This is a genomic window from Hymenobacter wooponensis (assembly GCF_004745865.1).
GTDB classification, from domain to species: Bacteria; Bacteroidota; Bacteroidia; order Cytophagales; family Hymenobacteraceae; genus Hymenobacter; species Hymenobacter wooponensis.
Genome location: NZ_SRKZ01000007.1, coordinates 60,607 through 79,908, shown reverse-complemented (window position 1 = coordinate 79,908; position 19,302 = coordinate 60,607). Strand labels below are relative to the sequence as shown.

The window sequence follows — 19,302 nt, the reverse complement described above, 5'->3', positions numbered from 1 at the left end:
CTTGCTGAAGCATCTCTACCTCTGGCTACTGGCCTAGAGAAGTATTAGAGATACGTCGGCGGGCTCAGCATGACGCTTTTATACCCCGTTATTTCCCTCTATGCGCTTTCTACTCCCGTTGTTGCTTGTGTTGTCTTGCATTACGGTGCTGCTACCGGGCTGCGAGCCGAAGGAGGATCTGCTGACCAAGGATAGCAGTGCCGTGCTTGAGTTTTCCACCGACACGGTCAAGTTCGATACTGTGTTTACCTCGGTGGGCTCTGTCACGAAGCGGCTGTGGGTACGCAACCGCAACCCGCGGGCCGTGAAGGTGGAGGAAATTAGCATTGAGAGCCAGCCAGGTGTAACGTACTCCCTACTCATAGATGGCGACGCCGCTACCACGGCCCGCGACAAAGTGATTCGGGGCAAAGACAGCCTGCTGATACTCGTGCGGGCCACCATCGACCCCACGCCCAGCGACGAGAAACCATTTTTGGTAGAAAACAACCTGCGCTTCCGCACCAATGGCAACGACCAGCAGGTGAAAGTGGTGAGCTACGGCCAGAACGCCTACTTCCATTCGGCCGAACGACTAGCCTGTAATACCATTTGGAAGGCTGATAAGCCGCACGTCATCTATGGATATGCTCTGGTAGATTCTACCTGCACACTTACTATTGAGCCCGGCGCCCGCATCTACAGCCACGCGGGCGCATTTCTGGTGGTGAAGGGTCGCTTACGCATCAGCCCTAATTACAGGCCTACGGGCGAGGTAAAGGCTGATGACCGCAACATTGTGCGCTTCCAAGGCGACCGGCGCGAAAAGGATTACGCAGAACTACCCGGACAGTGGGGTGGCATTGAGTTCGACGCCAGCAGCCACGACAACGAAATTCGGTTCACAGAACTCAAGAATGCCTCGTTTGGTCTGCTGATATATAACCCCTACAATCGCCAGCCGCGTCCGAAAGTGACGGTAGAGAATTGCTCCATTAGAAACATATCCAGCTATAGCCTCGACTTTGCTAGTGGTGGTCTAGCATTGCAAGGTGCCGCTTTGCTAGGCCTCTCAGGCGACTTTACCGTGCGCAATACGCTAATTACTAATTGTTGGGAGTATGCTATTTGGGGTGTGCAAGGCAGCGTATACCAGCTAGATTACTGTACTATTGCTAATTATGTATATGCCCCTCCAGGTTCTAGCTCCTCCTCACTTATACGCCTAACCCCCTCGGTACTTCTTTCTGATAACATTAAAATTAATAATCAGACTAGACCAGTAGTGAGCCCCCAGTTTACTATGCGGAATTCTATTTTATGGGCGCAGCCACGGCTCACTTTTGATGGTACTAGTCAGGATGAGCTAACCTTCTTGAATGGTGAACGGTATGCCAGTAATATTAACATTTCCAATAGCGTACTACTTACTAAGCAGTACACAACCGGCCCACTCAGTCAAGACAAGAACGGTAACATTCTGAATCCTACCGAAGGACCTAATTACCTATTTAAAAGTACCCCCTCTCGGCCACGAGGTAAAGCGTACAATTTCGAGCTAGATACCTTGTCGCCAGCCAGCAATAAAGGGGTGCCGTTGCCAAGCCTGACCACCGATTTGCTCAACCGCCCGCGCGACCCCGCCACGCCTGACCTTGGTGCGTATGAGCGCAAGAACCCGTAGCCAGTTGAGTATTTATTGCTGGCTGTTGATGGTTAAGCGGTAGCAACCGACAGCCAGCAATTAACAACCACCCACCATGCAGTTCATTCAGAAGCGTTTGCGCCTGCCGGCGGTTAGTCGGGGCTTTCATTTGATAACTGATTTGCTGGTGGCCGAGCTACCGGAGCTGGAACAGCTGCGCACAGGTACGGCCCACTTCTTCATTCAGCACACCTCCGCGAGCCTGAGCATTAACGAAAACGCCGACCCTACGGTGCGGCACGATTTCGAGCAGTTCTTCAACCGGACAGTGCCCGAAAACGCGCCCTACTTCCGCCACACTCTGGAAGGCCCCGACGACATGCCCGCCCACATTAAAGCCAGCCTGCTAGGCCACGCAGTAAGCATCCCGATTACCAATGGGGAATTGGCGCTGGGTACTTGGCAGGGCATTTACCTCGGTGAGCACCGCAACCACGGTGGGCGCCGTTGGGTGGTGGCTACATTGATGGGGCAATAAGTTGTTTCTGCACAGCTGAAGCTGTTTCCCACCGATTTACCCAGTGATAAGCAAGCCGTTGGCTGCACTTTTGCGTATAGTGCCAAAAGGTACTCTTCGCCTGCGCTTATGTTAGCCGTGCTGTTACTCTCTACTTCCGCCAAAGCCTTGACAGCTGCTTCGCTCTACACAACGATGCTGCTGAGTGCTTGTGGCCCTGACGGTTCCAAAACCGACGAGCGTAAGCAGGCTACCCAGGCCCCCAAGCCACCTACTACAGCGAAGTCCGCTGCGGCCGTGCCCGGCCCCACAGCAAAGGTGGTACGCCTAACCAATGACTCCTTGGCCGGCCAGCCCTTCGGCCCAGAGCCGACGGTAACTGAATTGCTGAAGGCAGGTGGCACGGTGGTGACGCGCAAACCCTTCCGCAACCTCCATGAAGCTGGTCAGATAGATACCATTCTGCTACTACGCCACCGGGGTAATCTATTTGAGTTTTACCGCGCGCCGGAGAAGGACCTGCTCCGCGACGCCTCCATTACCAACTTTGAAACCGCCTATGGGCAGCGCCTCCGCGCCCGCATGGCGGCTGCCCACCGTCCCGCCGCTGGCACCACTGAGCGGGTCCGCATTGGCGATACGGAGCGCGCCAACTACGTATCGGTAACCTACAACGGCGGCCGGTTAAGTGCCGTGCATGTAGAGCCCTACGTAGACTAGCCAATAGGATAATTTATCATAAGAAATGGGGCCAGAAAGTGAGCACTTATGCTACTTTCTGGCCCCATTTTTTTGTCAGGCTGCTTGCCCCCAATAATTACAGCACCTTGCCAGCGGCCGAGTACCGCACGCTATCAAACAGAATCAGCTTCTGGATGCCATCTACTAGATAGCTGGCCACTTGACCGTTACGACACTGGAGCTCCAGCTTTTTCTGCGAGTAAACGAGCGGATTGTCTTGCGCCAACGTGGCGGTAAGTGATTGTACAGCTGGGCCTTGGGTAACTACCGTCAGCTGCTCTACTGGGAACTCCTGGCCCGGCAGGCGGCGGTAAGTCCGCTTGGTTAAACCCTCGGGGGTGGTGAGGGAATCGATGGCGTAGGTGCCCCGTAGGGCTGGCTTGTTAATGTCGGCCTGCTGGAATATCTGCAGCTCCTTCGTCCAGTCTACTTGCGGTACGCGCGTAGTTTCTAGGCCACCCGTGCGCAGCTGCACCTGCTTTTCCACGGCGGGTCGCTGCTGGTTTAGGCGGGCGGCTTCCTGGCTTACAAAACCACTTACATCGAAGTAGCGCAGTGCCCGGGCTGGCTTGTTGGAGCTGGCCGTAACGGGCTGCTCCTGCCCACCGCACGCGGCCGTGAACAGGAGCAGCAGTACTACCGATGCGCAACCGACGTTACGCATTCGGAGTGGTTTCAGGGCGAAGCAGGCTTTGGCCGGTCATAACTTCTGGCTGGGGCAGGCCCATCAGCTGCAGCACTGTGGGGGCAATGTCTCCGAGCTTGCCATCTACCAGTGTACCGTGGTAGTCGTTGTCGGCCAGGATGCAGGGCACCAGGTTGGTTGTATGAGCCGTGTTAGGTGTACCATCGGGGTTGATCATCATATCGGCGTTGCCGTGGTCGGCGATGATGATGCAAGAGTAGTTGCTAGCCAAGGCAGCTTCTACCACGTCTTTGGCGCAAGCATCTACCGCTTCAGCGGCTTTCACAGCGGCTTCGAACACCCCAGTGTGGCCTACCATGTCGGTATTAGCGAAGTTCAGTACCACGAAATCGGCAGACTTAGCCTGTAGTTCGGGCACCAAGGCGTCGCGCAGCTCATAGGCACTCATCTCGGGCTGCAGATCATAGGTGGCCACTTTGGGCGAGTTGCGCATGATGCGGCTCTCACCCTCAAACTCTTTCTCGCGGCCCCCAGAGAAGAAAAACGTTACGTGTGGGTACTTCTCCGTTTCAGCAATGCGGATCTGCTTCTTGTGGTTGGCTTCCAGCACCGCGCCCAACGTGTCTTCGAGGTTATCCTTCTCGAAAATGGGAGTGACGCCGGTAAAGGTGGCGTCGTAGTTGGTCATGGTGAGGTAGTGCAGGTTCAGCCGGTGCATGTTGAAGGCGTGGAAGTCCTGCTGAGTTAGGGCCTGCGTGATTTCGCGGCCCCGGTCGGTGCGGAAGTTGAAGCAAATCACCACGTCACCGTCCTGAATGGTTGCCAACGGCAGCCCGTCGGCTCCAACCTTTACAATTGGCTTCAGGAACTCATCAGTTACGCCCTCCTTGTAGGAATCGAGCATGGACTGAATCAGGTTCTGCGACTGGGTGCCTTTGCCGTTTACCAGCAGGTCGTAGGCCACTTTCACCCGTTCCCAGCGGTTGTCGCGGTCCATGGCATAGTAGCGGCCCACAATAGAGGCAATTTTGCCGCTGGCGCCGTGCTGTAGGTGTTGCTCCAGATCATTCACGTAGCTCACGCCGTCCTTGGGGTCGGTGTCGCGGCCATCGGTAAAGGCATGGATGAATACTTTGTGCACGTCCTGGTCGTGCGCCAGGGTGCAGAGGGCTTTCAGATGCTCGATATGGGAGTGTACACCGCCGTCGGAGAGCAGACCCATCAGGTGGAGGGGCTTGCCATTCGTGCGGGCATAATCCAAGGCTTGCACCAGCGCAGGCATCGAGCCCAGCTTTCGCTCCCGAATTGACTTATTGATGCGGACCAAGTCTTGGTATACCACGCGGCCGGCCCCAATATTCATGTGTCCGACCTCAGAATTACCCATTTGCCCATCAGGCAAACCTACGGCCTCGCCGGACGCTTGAAGCTTGCTATGCGGGAAGCGCTGAAACAACGAGTCGACAAAGGGCGTACGCGCTTGGTCAATGGCCGATACTTCTTTGTTCTGCGCCAGACCCCAGCCGTCCAGAATCACCAACAATACCTGTTTGTTCATAAGGGCAAAGATACACGTAGGCCACTGAAACACGCACATTTTCCTAACTTAGCCGCGTAGGGGTGGCCTAGGAGAAGATTTTTTTACGACGCCAGCTTGGCATAGTTTTCGCGAATGAGATGATGAAATCTTTACGTTAACATGAAACGCAACCTCTTTTTGGCTTTTGCCCTTGTTTGGAGCCTACTTATTGCGGTAGGTGCCAACGCCCAAGGTGAAGCCTTCGCGCCCATTCGCAATGCCATCCGAGGAAGTTCTTCCCGGGAGCTGGCCGATTATTTTGCTCCTACGGTGGAATTGAGCTTCGATGGCGACAAGCAAAGCTACAGCGCCACGCAGGCCGAGTTTGTGATGAAGGATTTCTTTGCGAAGAATTCACCGGCTTCTTTTGACTTTATCCACTACGGCGGCAGCAACGAAGGAACGCCCTATGCCGTGGGCAAGTACGCTGGCAAAACCAGCACCTACCGCATGTTTGTGAAGATGAAATCGGTAGGAGGAACTCTGAAAATCGGCACAATCGATTTTTCTAAAGAGTAGTTAGCTTTCAGACTCTCCCTAAAGCGCGTCGCAGAACCCTCTGCGGCGCGCTTTTTTTGTGGATTTCAGCCTGACTAGGCCACCTAGGCCACCCAGGAAGCTGGACGGCGCTAGTCGGGCTGTTTTTTGCTATTTTTGCACCGTGCAAACCCCTCCCTACATCACCCCTGAGGCTCTCTCCACGTTCATCCGGACGGCTCTGGCCGAAGATATCGGCGATGGCGACCATTCTACGCTGGCTTCTATCCCGGCCGATGCCCATAACCGGGCGCACCTGCTGGTGAAAGACGCTGGCGTGCTGGCCGGAGTGGAGCTGGCCCATCATATCTTCCGGGAAGTAGACCCGGAGCTGCGCGTGCAGAATATTCTCACCGACGGGGCCCGTGTGCAGCACGGCGATGTAGCCTTTATCGTGGAAGGCCGCTCACGCAGCATTCTTACGGCTGAGCGCCTGGTCCTCAATTGCATGCAGCGCATGAGCGGCATTGCTACCCACACGGCCTACCTTACCAGCCTGCTGGTGGGCACCAAAACCCGCCTGCTCGATACCCGCAAAACCACCCCCAACTTCCGGATGTGTGAGAAGTGGGCTGTGCTTATTGGTGGGGGCGTAAATCACCGCTATGGTCTCTTCGACATGATTATGCTGAAGGATAACCACGTGGATTACGCCGGTGGTATCCGTCAGGCTATTGAGGCTACGCACCAGTACTTGGCCCAAACGGGCCGGCAGCTGGAGATTGAGGTAGAAACGCGCAACCTCTCCGAAGTACAACAGGTGTTGGAAGTAGGTGGCGTCAACCGCATCATGCTCGACAACATGGGCCCAACCCAGCTGCGCGAAGCCGTGGCGCTGGTTGCAGGCCGTTTCCCGCTGGAAGCCAGCGGGGGTATTACCGAAGAAACCCTAGCCGAGGTGGCTGCCTCCGGCGTCGACTATATCTCGGTGGGCGCTTTAACGTACTCCGTTAAGAGCCTGGACCTGAGTTTGAAAGCTTTTTAATGAGTTATCAGTTACCGGTTGTCAGTTATCAGTAGTGTTCTGCTACTAACTCGCAACCGGCAACTGGTAACTGACAACTGAAACATAATGCAACTTCCCAATCAACGTGGCGGCTTTCGGCAGCAGCAATCCCAGTCGGGAGCTTCACCGCTGGCCATCGTCACCAAAAAGCACCAGCTCGATACCGACACCTATACCCGCATTGCAATGGGCCGAGTGTGGCGGAAAGAATGGTGGTATGCGCTCATTCCGTTTGCCATTGGCCTAGCGCCTGCCCTCATCTGGCACTCGTGGTGGTGGCTGGCTTCGGCCCTCATCCTAACGCTGTTGTACGTGCTGCTGCGCTCAGCCCAGATTACGGGTGCCACCCAAATGGAGCAAAGCAAACCGCTGTTCGAGAAGCTCAATTATGAGTTTGATAACAAGCAGATTGTGCTGCGCCGCAATGAGCGCGAAGGCATGCGCCTGACCTGGGACATGATTGGCGGCGTGCAGCGCGAGGCCGATGGCTACCTGCTCACGCTGAAAGGCCCCGAGGAGCTGCCCGCCGAAATTACCGGCTGGAAGCGGTGGGCTGCCAGAACCTTTGACACGCCCATTTTCCTGCAGGTACCCGATAAAATTTTTAAAGGCGCCAACGACCAGAAGCTGTTCGAGGCTATGTTGCGCCGCAAGAGCCTGCTGTCGGCACTGCCCGGCCAGGTGGCCTAGCCAAACCCCACGGGACCTTCTTTCGTCATTAACTCGTTTGTATTAGCTCATTCTTCTTCTCATGACCAAGCAATTCGCGCTTTCTGCCTTAGCTCTGGCTACTCTCGCTCTGAACGCCTGCAGCTCTGAGCCCTCCGATTGGCGCCCAGAAAATAAAGTATCCCTCGACATGGTAGCCCCTGGCTCGCGCTCTTCCGATAACTTCGACCAGCACACGGCTGCTGCCGCCGACCAGTCAAAGGGTGGTGCTATTGAGGCCCCCATTAGCTCGCACGCAGATCTGCAGGGCGATGAGCGTCCGAATGGTGACCAGAGCCGCACAGCTAACGATGATGCCGCTCCTGCCACCAAGAACACGGCGGCCCCTAACAGCGTGAAGAAGAGCAACCCTACGCCAGCTGAGCAGCCTAAGGCAACCCAGCAGAAGGCTGGCAGCCAGCAGTAAACGATGCGGAATACCTCTTGGAAATCGTGGGTGGCAAGTGGCCTAGTGGCCATGGCAGCAGCTTTTGCTAGCTGCCAGCAGAAACCTGCTGAACAGACGGCTGCCGCACCCACTGCTACCACTCCCGCGAAGGTTGCTGCCTATGTCTGCCCCATGGGCTGCGAGGGTAGCGCTAGCGACAAGCCCGGCAACTGCCCAGTGTGCGGGATGGAGCTAGAGCCTAACCCCGCTGCAAAAGCTACAGCTGCCCCCACCGACTCGCTTTGATTTTACCAGCCGGGCGCCTATGTTTGCAACATTGTTGCGAGTATAGGCGCCCAGTTGTTTCTGGGACTTCAGGAGAAGGGCGTGCAGACGCCCTTTTTCATTGTGTGCATTCTTGTTCTCTATGCCTTCCACCCACACCGAATGGTTCAGCACCTGGTTCGATTCGCCCTACTACCACCTCTTGTACCAGGATCGAAATTATGCCGAGGCGCAGGCGTTTATTTCAGCTTTGCTAGAGCGGCTACAACCTAAGCCGGAGGCTCGATTATTGGATTTAGCGTGCGGTAAAGGCCGACACGCCATTTACCTCAGTCAGCAGGGGTACCACGTTACAGGCATCGACCTCTCGCCGGAGAGCATTGCCTCTGCCAGCGAAGCCGAACACTCGCATTTGCGCTTCTTCGTGCACGATATGCGTCAGCCCCTACCCGGCGAGTTCGATGTGATTTTTAACCTGTTCACCAGCTTCGGGTACTTCAAGGAAGAGGCTGAGAACGTGGTGGCCCTGCGCAATGCTACGGCAGCCTTGAGGCCGGGTGGTAAAATGGTCATCGACTTCCTGAATACCGAGCGAACCGTGCGCGACCTAGTGGCGACGGAAACCAAGGAAAAAGGAGGCACCACCTTCCGAATTCAGCGACATCTGCACCACGATTTCATTGTGAAAGACATTTGGTTTCAGGATGAAACGGGGCAGGAGCGGCACTTTCAGGAGTGGGTACGTGCCCTTAGCCGTGAGCGGTTTGAGGAATATTTCCGTATGGCAGGCCTACGGCTGGTAGAAATTCTCGGCGACTATCACTTGGCGCCCTTCGAAGAGGCCACCAGCCCCCGCATGATTTTCGTGCTCAAAAAATAAAGAAAGTAGAAGAGTTAACGGTTGATGTGTGCCTACTGCTGTGATAGAGCCCTAACGCTTGCATGTTCTAGGTCTCTCATCTAATCGGTTGGCAGCACATACTCCAGTTGCCTTCACTTCACCACCTCACTATATCACCGCCTGCCCATGTGGTTTGCCGTTTTTGCGTTGTTCTGCACAGTGTTGGGAGCCGGCTGGCTCACCCGCCTGATGCCCACGGCTCGCACCACCTGGATGAAGCCGCTGCTAGCCTTTAGCGGTGCATACTTGTTTACGCTCACCATCACGCATCTACTGCCCGAAGCCCTGGAAATGATGCCGGGCCACCGCATTGGCTACTTTGTGCTGGCGGGCTTCTTTGGGCAGCTAGTATTAGAGGTGTTCTCGCAGGGCGTGGAGCACGGCCACGTGCACCACCACACCGAGCATGCCGGGCGGGTGCCCTTCCTGCTGCTGTTCTCGCTGGTGCTGCACTCCTTTTTGGAAGGCAGCATCCTGGTGAAAACTCCCGAGGCCGGCGACGTGAGCAATAATTTCTACGCTATTCTGGCTGGCGTAGCCCTGCACCATATTCCGGCGGCGTTTGCCCTGATGGCGGCTCTGTTGCTACGACTTGGCAGCTTCCAGAAGGCGCTGCCTTACTTGGTGCTGTTCGCGCTGGCCGGACCAGCGGGCATCATCATGAGCAACTATGTGGTGCTGAAAGACTTGCTGCAGAATGGTATCTATGCCTGCTTGCTAGGCCTGGTTGCCGGCAACTTCCTGCACGTGTCCACCACCATCCTCTTCGAAACTAGCCCCGACCACAGCCTGAACATGCGCAAAGTAGTGGCTACCGTAGCGGGCCTGGCGCTAGCGCTGCTGGTGGATTTGGTGTAGCTCAATAATGATATAGTAGCGTTTACGTGCTTATCAGTGCGTTTAATTATCTTTTCTGCTAGCCAAACAATTAGCATTCTCGTGCCAAGTAATTTGAACACTACCCGTGTACTTAGCTGCTGCCTCGGCATGCTATGTACGGTTATGGTTACCTCAAGTCTGCACGCGCAGGGACCAGCTAAACGGCCGTTATCGGAGTTAATTAATCTTCAACAGCCAGGATGGGAACTCGTAAATCAATGGATGCGCGAGGCAAAGAATAAAGTGCAAGTATTACCGAAAATACCCGCTCGCGCCGATAGCGCTTTGCTTGCTGCCCAGGTTACAACTCGTTCGCCCATGGGCGCAGTTATTTATGAGACGGGAGGAATTCTCGTTGATGACGGGTGGCTACGGATACTGGGCTCTGGTAGCCCCAAAATGAACCGCTCCCTTATGAGCTGGAACCAAGACAAGCCAGCAGGAATGCTACTGGTGGCGGATGATGTATTAGGAGGCTTTTATGCCATTAATGGTGGCGCATTCGGACAAGAAACCTTGGGCAAGATTTTCTATTTTGCTCCTGACAATCTTCGCTGGGAAGCCACGAATAAAACTTACTCTGAATTTCTGGTTTTTTGTTTCTCCGGCGATTTAAAGGGGTATTACCGTAACCTGCGCTGGAAAGGGTGGGAGCAAGAAGTTAGCGCCCTGACGGGTACTCAAGGGTTAGCTTGTTATCCTTTCCTATTCACGAAAGAAGGGAAAAATGTGGGCAAGGATAAACGAGGTACTGTGCCAATCCAGGAGCTTTGGAATTTTGAGCAGGATATGCAGCGTAAATTAGACGGCTCACAGTGAATCTGCTAACGCACAAGCTTTTGGTGGATTTGGTGTAGGCTAGCCGAAAAAACAACTGCCATTTTAGGTTAATAATAGCAATAGCAAAACAAATGCTTGAAAGTGAGGCAAAAGCTCGGCTCAGTGCTGGAAAGCCACTTGCTCAAATTCTATCTTCTCGACAAGAAGGGGAAGACGTTATTCTAAGATTTGTCACGCTAGACGCTGACGAAGAAAAAGCTTATGGTATCAGGTACCATGAAGTGTTCGACGAAAGTGATGAGGGGTATCTTGACATAACAGACTTTACCCCATTTGATGAGGAGGAACCTTATGGAATAACCACGGATTTTGACACAGTAGAGGCTGCATTTGCTTTTGCCGAAACAGAGTACGGCGCCTTCCGGGATAAGTATGTAGCTGAGAGCATGCTGGAAGAAGAATTTGCCAAGTACGTAAAGAACAGAACATAAGTAATAAACCAAAAAGCGGCCCGCTCTGGTAGAGCGGGCCGCTTGTGTTTAGTAGGCCTAGGCCACTAAAACTTACTTGCCAGCTTCCATGAGGCTAATGGCGTAGCCGCCGCCGGGGGCGCAGAGCTGCGAGAGTTTGGTTTTGTTGGTCACCGTCATCTTGCGGATGGCGTAGGCCTGGGGGTTCTTCTCGTAGTGGGCGTTTTTGCCGTCGGCGTAGATGGTGGCGGTGTACTTCTTGCCGGGGTCGAGGAAGCTGAAGTTGATTTTGGAGGTGCGGCCCTGTTCGTCGCAGGTGCTGCCCACGAACCAGCTGCTCTTGCCTTTGGCCTTGCGGGCAATGGTAATGTAGTCGCCAGGTTCGGCTTCCAGTACTTTGGAGTCGTCCCAATCTACGGCTACGTCCTTGATGAACTGGAAGGCGTCGAGGTGCTTGTTGTAGGTTTCGGGCAGGTCGGCGGCCATTTGCAGGGGGCTGTACATGGTCACGTACAGGGCCAGCTGCCGAGCCAAGGTGGTGTGCACGAAGGAGTTGTTGCTGGGGTTGTAGGCGCTAACCTTGGTTTGGAAGATACCGGGCGTATAGTCCATGGGCCCGCCAATAAGGCGGGTGAAGGGTAGGATGGTGGTATGGTCGGCGTTGTTGCCGCCAAAGGCCTCATACTCGGTGCCGCGGGCGGCCTCGTTGCCGATCAGGTTAGGGTAGGTGCGCGCTAGGCCAGTGGGGCGCACGGCCTCGTGGCCGTTCACCATGATCTTGTGCTCAGCAGCTTTTTCCAGCACGTACTGGTAGTGGTTGTTCACCCACTGGTCGTAGTGGTGGTGGCCTAGGGGCACAATGTCACCCACGTATCCGGTTTTCACGGCGTTGTAGCCGTACTTGTTCATGAACTGGAAGGCCGAATCGAGGTGGCGCTCATAGTTGCGCACCGAGCCGGAGGTTTCATGGTGCATAATCATCTTCACGTTCTTGCTGGCCGCATATTGCTGCAGCTCTTGCACGTTGAAGTCGGGGTAGGGCGTCACGAAGTCGAACACGTAGTCTTTGTGCTTACCGAACCAGTCTTCCCAGCCGGTGTTCCAGCCTTCCACTAGCACCCCATCAAAGCCATGCTTGGCGGCAAAGTCAATGTATTCTTTCACGTGGGCCGTGTTGGCGCCGTGGGTGCCGTTGGGCTTCACCTTGGAGTAGTCAATTTCGTCGAGCTTGATGTTCTCCTGATTGGTGTACGACCACGTGCTCTTGCCCGTAATCATCTCCCACCATACGCCCACGTACTTCACGGGCTTAATCCAGGACACGTCCTTGAACTTGGTGGGCTCATTGAGGTTGAGCACCAGTTTCGACTCCAGAATATCACCCGCCTTATCACTCACAATCACCGTGCGCCAAGGCGAAACGGCCGGGGTCTGAATCAGGCCTTTGTCGCCCACGGCGTCGGGCGTGAGGTGCGACTCCAGCACGAAGTTCTTATCGTCGAGCTCCAGGTGCATGGCGGAGTAGTCGATGAGAGCCGCTTCGTGGATGTTGATGTAGAGGCCGTCCTTGCTCTTGAGCATGAGCGGCGTCTGCACGCCCGTAGCGGAGAAGGGTGTTTGCGACGCATTAGGGGTGGTGGCTTCCTTCATCAGCCCACGCACCTGCGAGAGGTTGCTGGTAACGGTGCTGTACTCCTGGGTGTCGTAGTCGCCGGGCAGCCAGAACGCTTTATGGTCGCCGGCCAGCGCAAACTGCGACTTCTCTTCCTTAATGGTGAAGTAGTCAAGCTTGGGCTGACGCGGGAACTCGTAGCGGAAACCCAGGCCATCGTTAAACACTCGGAAGTGCACGATAACCGTGCGGCTGGTGGCAGGCTGGTTGAGCGTGACGGCCAACTCGTTGTAGTTGTTACGGATGCTCTTCACCTCGCCCCACACTGGCTGCCAGGTTTCATCGAAGGTGGTGCTTTTGGAGTCGGCTACTGTGAAGCCGCTGGTGAGGGCTGGGGCATTCTTCAGCTCCAGGCCTAGCTTGCTGGTTTTGATGACCGGCCGGCCCTTATACGTGAGGCTGTACGTGGGTACGCCGTCGGCCTGCAGGGTGAAGTCCAGGGTCAGCTGCTTATTCGGCGACTGAATTTCTTCGGCGTTAGCCAAGCCGCTTACAAGGCAGGTGCCGAGCAGTAGGAGGTGGCGACTCAGGCCCCGCAGGGAGAGTGGCCTAGAAGTGAAGTGGTCCTTCATGGGTGGGGAAAGAGAAAGTAGCGCACTAGAGAAAGCTCAGTTTCAGCCAAACAAGGTCATCAAACTGAGGGAAAGTTACTGGCAGGCAAGTTCTATTCTTCCTGGGTAAGTTGCTACCGCGCCGTTGCCGGGTTCCTGTGCGCTATTGACCAGCTAGGCCAGTTTAGGTGGGTAAGTTGAGGTAATAAACGGCCGTAGAGACACATATTTGTGTCTCCTCGCGTGCTGATGTTATTTACCTCACATCATTCAACGGCTATTGTGCTAGCTAGTCGTTCAAATGTTGTCTTTCAACGACGAGACGCGAATACGCGTCTCTGTAGCCGTTCAATGCTAGCAAAAACAAAAAAGCGGCCCGCTCAAGTGAGCGGGCCGCTTTCAGGAGTGGCCTAGGCCAGGGGCCGAATTACTTACGGCGCGGGGCTGGCTTGCGGGCCGGAGCCTTCTTCACGGGTGCCTTTTTGGCGGGAGCCGGAGCGGCTTTAGCGGGAGCAGCCGGAATCTCGGGAGCCGGGCCGTACTTGGTTTCGGCGGGGTTCGGGTCGCCGGGCAGGTACACGTCGAACTCTACGCGGCGGTTGAGGGCGCGGCCTGCTTCGGTGTTGTTGTCAGCAATAGGCTTGCTCTCACCGTAGCCGTGCGACACAATACGGTTCTCAGGGATGCCCTTGCGGAGCATGTACGCGCGGGCCGAGGCAGCACGCTCATCCGACAGACGCAGGTTGTAGTCATCGTTGCCGATGTTGTCGGCGTGGGCCGAGATGCCGAGGAAGTAATCCGGGTAATCGTTCAGGATCTGCACCAGACCGTCGAGGGTTGGGAAGGAGATAGGCTTCAGGGTAGCCTTGTTGAACTCAAACTGGATGAACTTCGTGGCTTCCTGCAGACGCTTCTTCTCCTCAATCTTCATCTCGGGGCAGCCTTTGTTCGAGGCCGGACCGGGACGGTTGGGGCAGCGGTCTTGGTAGTCGGGCACACCGTCGCCGTCAGAGTCAATGGGGCAGCCGTTGGCATCTACTTTCACACCGCCGGGAGTATCGGGGCACTTATCGTTCTGGTCAATTACGCCGTCGTTGTCCGAGTCGGGGCAGCCTTGCAGCTCCGCTTTGCCGGGGGTGTCGGGGCACTTGTCGTCGCCGTCGCGTACGCCGTCACCGTCACGGTCGGGGCAGCCTTCCAGTGCTGCTAGGCCCTTCTCGGTGGGGCACTTGTCCTGGTAATCCGGAACGCCGTCGCCGTCACCATCTAGGGGGCAGCCGTTGGCATCCACTGCTACGCCAGCGGGCGTGCCGGGGCATTTGTCTTTGCGGTCAGGTACACCGTCGCCGTCTTCATCCTTGGCTTTGCCTAAGTTTATGTTCAGGCCTACGGTATGCTGCAAGAACTTGTCGTCCCACTTGTTGTCGTCGCGGGTCTGCACGCCATCAATGTTGGCGCCTAACGGAATGTGCTGCCCAGTCTGCACGAATAGGCTCGCTGCGTCTCCCAACCGGAAGCTCAAACCAGCGGCCCCAAACAGGTCGAAATAGTTCTTGTCCTCGTCGGTGCGGGTAATAGTGTTGTTGCGGTTGAGCGTGCCTTCGCGGCTCATGTAGGTCAGGCCCGGAGCAGCCAGCAGGTAAGGCCGGATGAACGACTCCTCCTTGAAGAGCTTGAATTTCAGGCCCAGGTTCACATTCACCACATTAGTAGCGAAGTTGCTGCCGAAGTAAGGGGCGCCCGCGGCTGTGTTCTTCTTGAACTCAACATAATTACCGCTCAGCTGCAGGTCCAGACCGTTGGTCAGGTAGCGGCTGATGGTAATGCCGGGCGCATACTTGTTCTCGCTCCAGTTCCAGTAGTCAGAACCGAAGTTGCCCTTGTACTGCATGGCGCTTACGTTGATACCAATGGCCGTTTTACGGTCAGCAGTCTGAGCATGCGAGGCCAGTGGAGCCAGGGCCCAGGCTGATAACCCCAGCGCTATGGCTTTAGATAGGGGAATGCGTGGAAGCATATAACGGGGAAAAAGGTGGCAGATCAACTATCTGTAGGTCAGTTAGGGGCTTTATACCATACTAAGCCGGAAAAGTTGTACTTCTCTTACCTTACTAGGCCCGCAGAAGCTGCCGGATAGCAACCTGACTGGCTAATTCCAGCAAGCTGAACCGTATTGGCCTAGGCAAGCCACTGATTAAGCTTACAATAAATCAATATCCAGAAGGGGTGCTGAGCCGCGCAGAAACCTTTCTAGCTGGCGCACGCGGGCCTGTTGGAGCTGTAGTTCCTGCTGTAGTTGTTGCATGCGTTGGCGCATGGCCAGCACCACTTCCAGGCTGTCTTTGCTCAGGCCAAGCTCATGGTGCAGGCGGGCCAGCCGGGCCAGGTGGTCGGGCTCCTCTTCCAAGGCATTGGGGGTGCTAGTGGCCGGGTGCAACAGACCTAGCTCCACGAACTCCCGCACATCGGCTTCACTTAGCCCGTAGCGGGTGGCGCAGTCGCGGAAGGTAATCGTGATGATGTGGGTATCCATAAGCTGTTTTCAAGGGTAAGCGGACGGAGAAACGATGTTCAACTGGCCTAGGTGGCACTTACGCTGACGGAGCAAGCAAGAAGCTTGTCGTTCCAACGCAGGAAAAATCTGGGTCATAGCCGTATTCGATTTTATCCAGATTCCGCCTGCGTCGGAATGACAAGGCACTGTGTCGGTTCGGAATACTCGTGGGCTACTCGGGGCGCAGGGCAGCGAGCTGGCGGAACAGGTCTTTCTCCTGATCGGTGAGGTTCTGAGGCAGAGTTAGGGTCAGGCGTAGGTACAGGTCGCCGAACTGGCCTTCCTGCCGATACACCGGGAAACCCTTGCCGCGCAGGCGCAGGCGGGTGCCGTTCTGCGTTTCGGGCTTGATATTGATTTTCACCGGTCCCGATAGCGTTTCTACAATCTGCTCGCCTCCCAACAGAGCCTTGTAAATGCTCACGGGTACATCCATGGTCAGGTCGTTGCCGGTGCGGGTATAGCGGGCATCGGGGCGCAGCCGAATGGTGATGTAGAGGGAGCCGCTGGGCCCGCCGTTGCGGCCCGGCGCACCCTGGTCGCGCAACCGGATGGTCTGGCCGTCTTCCACGCCGGGGTGGATGTTGATGCGCAGCTTTTTGTCGTTGACGGTAAGCGTGCGGGGGCCACCCTGGTAGGCATCCTCCAGGGTGAGTTCCAGCTCGGCCTGGTAGTCCTGGCCGGCGCGTGGGCGTGCACTGCCGCCCTGGCTGCCACCCATGCCCCCAAACATGGAACTGAAGAAATCGGAGAAGTCGGCGCCGCCGAATGGGTCGCCGCCCTGGCCCTCGAAACCGCCAAAGCCGCCCCCACCACCCTGCGCGTACTGCGACCAGTCGAAGCCGCCGGCCCCCCGGCCCGCGCCGGCCTGCTCGTAGCGCTGCCAGTCGGCGCCGAGGCGGTCATATTTAGCGCGTTTCTCATCATCGCTAAGTACCTCGTTGGCCTCATTCACCTCCTTGAACTTGCGCTCCGCTTCCGGGTCGTTGGGGTTCACGTCGGGGTGGTATTTGCGGGCCAGTTTCCGGTATTGCTTCCGAATCTGCTCTTTGGTGGCCGACTTATCGAGCTCCAGAATTTTGTAGTAGTCTTTGTATTCCACGATGTTGAATAAAAAGCAGAAAGAAGGACGGGCGTGCGGCGCAGCCGGCTTGCCTTGCCCAACCGCTCATGGTCGGGGAGAAATCGTTCTGGTCCGTACCAAACGGGCACGATTATCGTTTTGAAACGAACTCCAGCCCATTGAGGTTACTGCCAAAAATGCGGAGCTACGTGCGCCGTAGTTTGTATTTTACACACCAGTTAGCTGGTTTATTACTCTCTCACCAACATCATTCACTAGTATGAAGCAGTACGTTATTCTGGCAGTAGCCGCTGTGCTGTGCGCCACCAGCCTGAGTGCTCAGGCGCAAACCACCATGCCGCCCCGCAAGGCCGTGCAGCCCAAGCAGAAAGTCGTAATTAAGGGCGCCACCATGAAGGATGGCTTCCTGATGAAAGACGGTAAAGTAATCATGACGCGCGACGCCCACACCGATGCGCTGACCTCGGAAACTACGCTGGTAAACGGTACCAAAATCGGGGCAGATGGTACCGTAACCATGAGCGACGGCACCACCACTACGCTGAAAGAAGGCGACTATGTATCACTAACCGGCCGCTTAACTTCAGCCTCTTATAAAGCTCAGCAAGACAGCATTATGCAGGCCAAGATGAGCGGAGGCAAAGGCAAGGTAAAGGCCAAGAAGAAAGGCAAGTAACCCTGTACTGGCCTACGAATGCCGACCAAAAAAGCCCGGTGGGAGTCAGCTAGCTGACTCCCACCGGGCTTCACGTTTCTAGGCCACTTACCCGGCTCGATGATGGTTGGCAGTGAACTTGTCTCTTTACTGCAGGAAGCGAAGCTTATCGGCGCTGGGTATAATCTTCCAGGATGAGGGTAACCTCGGCTTCGTCGCGGGCTTCTACCAGCTCATCAATCACAAACTGTACTTCGGCTTCACTCCAGCCTTGGGTTTCGGCAGCTTTCACAAAGGCACCCAAGCGCACAAAGCGGTCAGGGTCGGCGGGAATAGTCCACTGGAGTTTTTTGCGGATGCGCATAGGAGTAAAAGAATGAGGTACTGGGTGTGGGTACTGGCCTAGCCTTTCTTACGATGAACTACTTTAAGCTCAACGGGGGCCACGCCGGCATCAACAATCCCAATTTTACGGGCCGCCTTCTTAGAAAGGTCAATTACGCGCCCCTTGGCGTGGGGCCCGCGGTCAGTGACGGTAACTTTCACGGAGCGGTGGTTGCGGGGGTTGGTAACGCGCACCACCGTACCAAAGGGCAGTGTGTTGTGCGCCGCCGTGCGCTTGTTGGGCCGGTACGTGGTGCCGCTGGCTGTTTTGCGGCCATTAAACTTGTCGGCGTAAAAAGAGGCTTTGCCCGATTGCGTGAAGGTTTCGGCCCCGCCGGCGCAACTGGCCAAGAGGCCTAGTGTAGTGCTCAGAAGAGAAAGTTGCAGGAACCGAGGCAGGGGCAAGGTAGGCATGGACCAATGAGTTAGTGAGGTGCCGACGCGGCAGGTTTGGGCGGAATACGCAAATCTAGCAGCCGCCGGAAGTTACCCTGGAACACGTTGAAGTCAACGGTGCCCTTGATGCCAGGCACGTAGGCCTCATCTGAGTGCTGCCAGATAATCCACCTGTTGCGGGGCAATTTAGGCTGATCTACCTCGTAGTGCGCCAGCCACAGCGGGTACTCATCGAAGTGGCCCGCCAGGTAGCGGCGGTAGAAGCTGTAGTTGGAGTACAGAATAGGCCGTACGCCATAGTGGCGCTCTACGAGGCGCAGCCAAGTGGCAATGCCCTTGCGCATCTTGTGCACATCATGAAACTGGGGGTGCTCCACGTCCAGCACCGGGGGGAGGTCGCCGGGCATCAGGGGTACTTGGCGCGTGAACAGGTTGGCCTGGCGGGCACCGTCGTAGTCGGGTTGGAAGTAGTGGTAGGCCCCCCGGTAGATGCCGGCGGCGTGGGCCTGCTTCCAGTTGCGGCGGAAGCGCGGGTCGCGGAGGGTAACTCCTTCCGAGGCCTTGATGAAGGCAAACCGGACCTGATGTTCCGCAACCTTAGACCAGTCGATGCGGCCCTGATAGGCAGATACGTCAATGCCGTGCACACTGTAGCCGGCCAGTAACGGCGTCTTTTCTAGGCCAGTCAGGTGGCCGCTGCGCCAAGTGGCGTACGCCCGGCGTACGTACCGGTTAATTTGCCGTCGGTAGTGACCGTAGAAGAACGCCGTGCCCAGCAACCCTACCAGCAAAGCGAGCAGCAGGGGCCGGCGCCAAGCAGCGGCACGGCGACGGATGACGGGGCGGCGAAGGGTCTTCATAAGCGTCGGCATCTCAAAGGTAACGTGCCAAATGTGTGTTCTGGTGCCTACTTAGGGCAAAGAACACAGAAAAACCGGTCTTTTT

General features: G+C 56.1%; 22 protein-coding genes. 13 read left to right on the top strand and 9 right to left on the bottom strand.

Annotation, left to right across the window (positions count from 1 at the left end; translation table 11 throughout):
- The first annotated feature begins 100 nt into the window (after positions 1–100).
- The 3 genes from EU557_RS21505 (at position 101) to EU557_RS21495 (ending at position 2,861) form a co-directional block, all read left to right on the top strand.
- Positions 101–1,663 (top strand): right-handed parallel beta-helix repeat-containing protein, encoded by a 1,563-nt coding sequence (locus EU557_RS21505; RefSeq protein WP_135532549.1) that lies wholly within the window; start codon positions 101–103, stop codon positions 1,661–1,663.
- A gap of 76 nt (positions 1,664–1,739) precedes the next feature.
- A complete protein-coding gene (locus EU557_RS21500) occupies positions 1,740–2,162 on the top strand; it encodes a secondary thiamine-phosphate synthase enzyme YjbQ (protein WP_135532548.1) in 423 nt (140 codons plus the stop codon).
- A 108-nt stretch (positions 2,163–2,270) separates the two neighbouring features.
- A complete protein-coding gene (locus EU557_RS21495) occupies positions 2,271–2,861 on the top strand; it encodes a hypothetical protein (protein ID WP_135532547.1) in 591 nt (196 codons plus the stop codon).
- A gap of 97 nt (positions 2,862–2,958) precedes the next feature.
- Here the strand turns inward: EU557_RS21495 and EU557_RS21490 are convergent, their stop codons facing one another.
- Entirely contained in the window at positions 2,959–3,546 is a 588-nt protein-coding gene (locus tag EU557_RS21490) for a hypothetical protein (protein ID WP_135532546.1), read from the bottom strand.
- Positions 3,539–5,086 (bottom strand): 2,3-bisphosphoglycerate-independent phosphoglycerate mutase, encoded by a 1,548-nt coding sequence (gene gpmI / locus EU557_RS21485; RefSeq protein ID WP_135532545.1) that lies wholly within the window; start codon positions 5,084–5,086, stop codon positions 3,539–3,541. Before gpmI ends, EU557_RS21490 begins: the two co-directional genes overlap by 8 nt.
- Positions 5,087–5,227: 141 nt before the next feature.
- Here gpmI and EU557_RS21480 point away from each other — a divergent pair, with 141 nt between their 5' ends.
- From EU557_RS21480 to EU557_RS21440, 9 genes are all read left to right on the top strand, one after another.
- On the top strand, positions 5,228–5,626 hold the full coding sequence (locus EU557_RS21480; protein WP_135532544.1) for a DUF4783 domain-containing protein: 399 nt from the start codon (positions 5,228–5,230) through the stop codon (positions 5,624–5,626).
- A gap of 142 nt (positions 5,627–5,768) precedes the next feature.
- Positions 5,769–6,629, top strand: coding sequence for a carboxylating nicotinate-nucleotide diphosphorylase (gene nadC, locus EU557_RS21475; protein WP_135532543.1), 861 nt, complete (start codon positions 5,769–5,771; stop codon positions 6,627–6,629).
- Positions 6,630–6,716: 87 nt separating this feature from the next.
- Positions 6,717–7,340, top strand: coding sequence for a hypothetical protein (locus tag EU557_RS21470; RefSeq protein ID WP_135532542.1), 624 nt, complete (start codon positions 6,717–6,719; stop codon positions 7,338–7,340).
- 61 nt (positions 7,341–7,401) lie between these two features.
- Complete coding sequence (locus EU557_RS21465; RefSeq protein WP_135430100.1) at positions 7,402–7,785, top strand: hypothetical protein; 384 nt, start codon at positions 7,402–7,404, stop codon at positions 7,783–7,785.
- 3 nt (positions 7,786–7,788) lie between these two features.
- Entirely contained in the window at positions 7,789–8,052 is a 264-nt protein-coding gene (locus tag EU557_RS21460) for a heavy metal-binding domain-containing protein (RefSeq protein ID WP_135532541.1), read from the top strand.
- A 121-nt stretch (positions 8,053–8,173) separates the two neighbouring features.
- Entirely contained in the window at positions 8,174–8,911 is a 738-nt protein-coding gene (locus EU557_RS21455; RefSeq protein WP_135532540.1) for a class I SAM-dependent methyltransferase, read from the top strand.
- Positions 8,912–9,058: 147 nt separating this feature from the next.
- A complete protein-coding gene (locus EU557_RS21450; protein WP_135532539.1) occupies positions 9,059–9,790 on the top strand; it encodes a ZIP family metal transporter in 732 nt (243 codons plus the stop codon).
- A 93-nt stretch (positions 9,791–9,883) separates the two neighbouring features.
- Positions 9,884–10,630, top strand: a complete 747-nt coding sequence (locus EU557_RS21445; protein WP_210116105.1) for a DUF2625 domain-containing protein — start codon at positions 9,884–9,886, stop codon at positions 10,628–10,630.
- Positions 10,631–10,722: 92 nt separating this feature from the next.
- Complete coding sequence (locus EU557_RS21440) at positions 10,723–11,082, top strand: hypothetical protein (RefSeq protein ID WP_135532537.1); 360 nt, start codon at positions 10,723–10,725, stop codon at positions 11,080–11,082.
- 72 nt (positions 11,083–11,154) lie between these two features.
- On the opposite strand, the gene EU557_RS21435 is transcribed toward EU557_RS21440, so the two are convergent.
- The 4 genes from EU557_RS21435 to EU557_RS21420 form a co-directional block, all read right to left on the bottom strand.
- Entirely contained in the window at positions 11,155–13,305 is a 2,151-nt protein-coding gene (locus tag EU557_RS21435; protein ID WP_135532536.1) for a glycoside hydrolase family 97 protein, read from the bottom strand.
- A gap of 406 nt (positions 13,306–13,711) precedes the next feature.
- Positions 13,712–15,301: an OmpA family protein gene (locus tag EU557_RS25975; protein WP_135532535.1), complete on the bottom strand. Its 1,590-nt coding sequence runs from the start codon at positions 15,299–15,301 to the stop codon at positions 13,712–13,714.
- A gap of 183 nt (positions 15,302–15,484) precedes the next feature.
- Positions 15,485–15,817, bottom strand: coding sequence for a chaperone modulator CbpM (locus EU557_RS21425; RefSeq protein WP_135532534.1), 333 nt, complete (start codon positions 15,815–15,817; stop codon positions 15,485–15,487).
- 193 nt (positions 15,818–16,010) lie between these two features.
- Entirely contained in the window at positions 16,011–16,940 is a 930-nt protein-coding gene (locus EU557_RS21420; protein ID WP_135532533.1) for a DnaJ C-terminal domain-containing protein, read from the bottom strand.
- 241 nt (positions 16,941–17,181) lie between these two features.
- On the opposite strand from EU557_RS21420, the gene EU557_RS21415 reads away from it, so the two are divergent.
- Complete coding sequence (locus EU557_RS21415; RefSeq protein ID WP_135532532.1) at positions 17,182–17,598, top strand: DUF6799 domain-containing protein; 417 nt, start codon at positions 17,182–17,184, stop codon at positions 17,596–17,598.
- A gap of 145 nt (positions 17,599–17,743) precedes the next feature.
- On the opposite strand, the gene EU557_RS21410 is transcribed toward EU557_RS21415, so the two are convergent.
- From EU557_RS21410 to EU557_RS21400, 3 genes are read right to left on the bottom strand one after another with little or no spacing between them, the layout of a single operon-like run.
- A complete protein-coding gene (locus tag EU557_RS21410) occupies positions 17,744–17,941 on the bottom strand; it encodes a hypothetical protein (RefSeq protein ID WP_135532531.1) in 198 nt (65 codons plus the stop codon).
- A 38-nt stretch (positions 17,942–17,979) separates the two neighbouring features.
- Entirely contained in the window at positions 17,980–18,375 is a 396-nt protein-coding gene (locus EU557_RS21405; RefSeq protein ID WP_135532530.1) for a septal ring lytic transglycosylase RlpA family protein, read from the bottom strand.
- A gap of 11 nt (positions 18,376–18,386) precedes the next feature.
- Positions 18,387–19,217: a glycoside hydrolase family 25 protein gene (locus EU557_RS21400; RefSeq protein WP_167855303.1), complete on the bottom strand. Its 831-nt coding sequence runs from the start codon at positions 19,215–19,217 to the stop codon at positions 18,387–18,389.
- Between the last annotated feature and the right edge of the window lie 85 nt (positions 19,218–19,302).

Excerpts from the sequence above, each read along its gene's own strand:
- EU557_RS21400 (WP_167855303.1), bottom strand. The coding sequence starts at position 19,217 with ATGAAGACCCTTCGCCGCCCCGTCATCCGTCGCCGTGCCGCTGCTTGG.
- EU557_RS21460 (WP_135532541.1), top strand. The coding sequence starts at position 7,789 with ATGCGGAATACCTCTTGGAAATCGTGGGTGGCAAGTGGCCTAGTGGCC.
- EU557_RS21455 (WP_135532540.1), top strand. The coding sequence starts at position 8,174 with ATGCCTTCCACCCACACCGAATGGTTCAGCACCTGGTTCGATTCGCCC.
- gpmI (WP_135532545.1), bottom strand. The coding sequence starts at position 5,086 with ATGAACAAACAGGTATTGTTGGTGATTCTGGACGGCTGGGGTCTGGCG.
- EU557_RS21435 (WP_135532536.1), bottom strand. The coding sequence starts at position 13,305 with ATGAAGGACCACTTCACTTCTAGGCCACTCTCCCTGCGGGGCCTGAGT.
- EU557_RS21490 (WP_135532546.1), bottom strand. The coding sequence starts at position 3,546 with ATGCGTAACGTCGGTTGCGCATCGGTAGTACTGCTGCTCCTGTTCACG.
- EU557_RS21450 (WP_135532539.1), top strand. The coding sequence starts at position 9,059 with ATGTGGTTTGCCGTTTTTGCGTTGTTCTGCACAGTGTTGGGAGCCGGC.
- EU557_RS21405 (WP_135532530.1), bottom strand. The coding sequence starts at position 18,375 with ATGCCTACCTTGCCCCTGCCTCGGTTCCTGCAACTTTCTCTTCTGAGC.
- EU557_RS21465 (WP_135430100.1), top strand. The coding sequence starts at position 7,402 with ATGACCAAGCAATTCGCGCTTTCTGCCTTAGCTCTGGCTACTCTCGCT.
- EU557_RS21410 (WP_135532531.1), bottom strand. The coding sequence starts at position 17,941 with ATGCGCATCCGCAAAAAACTCCAGTGGACTATTCCCGCCGACCCTGAC.
- EU557_RS21415 (WP_135532532.1), top strand. The coding sequence starts at position 17,182 with ATGAAGCAGTACGTTATTCTGGCAGTAGCCGCTGTGCTGTGCGCCACC.
- EU557_RS21495 (WP_135532547.1), top strand. The coding sequence starts at position 2,271 with ATGTTAGCCGTGCTGTTACTCTCTACTTCCGCCAAAGCCTTGACAGCT.
- EU557_RS21480 (WP_135532544.1), top strand. The coding sequence starts at position 5,228 with ATGAAACGCAACCTCTTTTTGGCTTTTGCCCTTGTTTGGAGCCTACTT.
- EU557_RS21470 (WP_135532542.1), top strand. The coding sequence starts at position 6,717 with ATGCAACTTCCCAATCAACGTGGCGGCTTTCGGCAGCAGCAATCCCAG.
- EU557_RS21500 (WP_135532548.1), top strand. The coding sequence starts at position 1,740 with ATGCAGTTCATTCAGAAGCGTTTGCGCCTGCCGGCGGTTAGTCGGGGC.
- EU557_RS25975 (WP_135532535.1), bottom strand. The coding sequence starts at position 15,301 with ATGCTTCCACGCATTCCCCTATCTAAAGCCATAGCGCTGGGGTTATCA.
- EU557_RS21505 (WP_135532549.1), top strand. The coding sequence starts at position 101 with ATGCGCTTTCTACTCCCGTTGTTGCTTGTGTTGTCTTGCATTACGGTG.
- EU557_RS21440 (WP_135532537.1), top strand. The coding sequence starts at position 10,723 with ATGCTTGAAAGTGAGGCAAAAGCTCGGCTCAGTGCTGGAAAGCCACTT.
- EU557_RS21425 (WP_135532534.1), bottom strand. The coding sequence starts at position 15,817 with ATGGATACCCACATCATCACGATTACCTTCCGCGACTGCGCCACCCGC.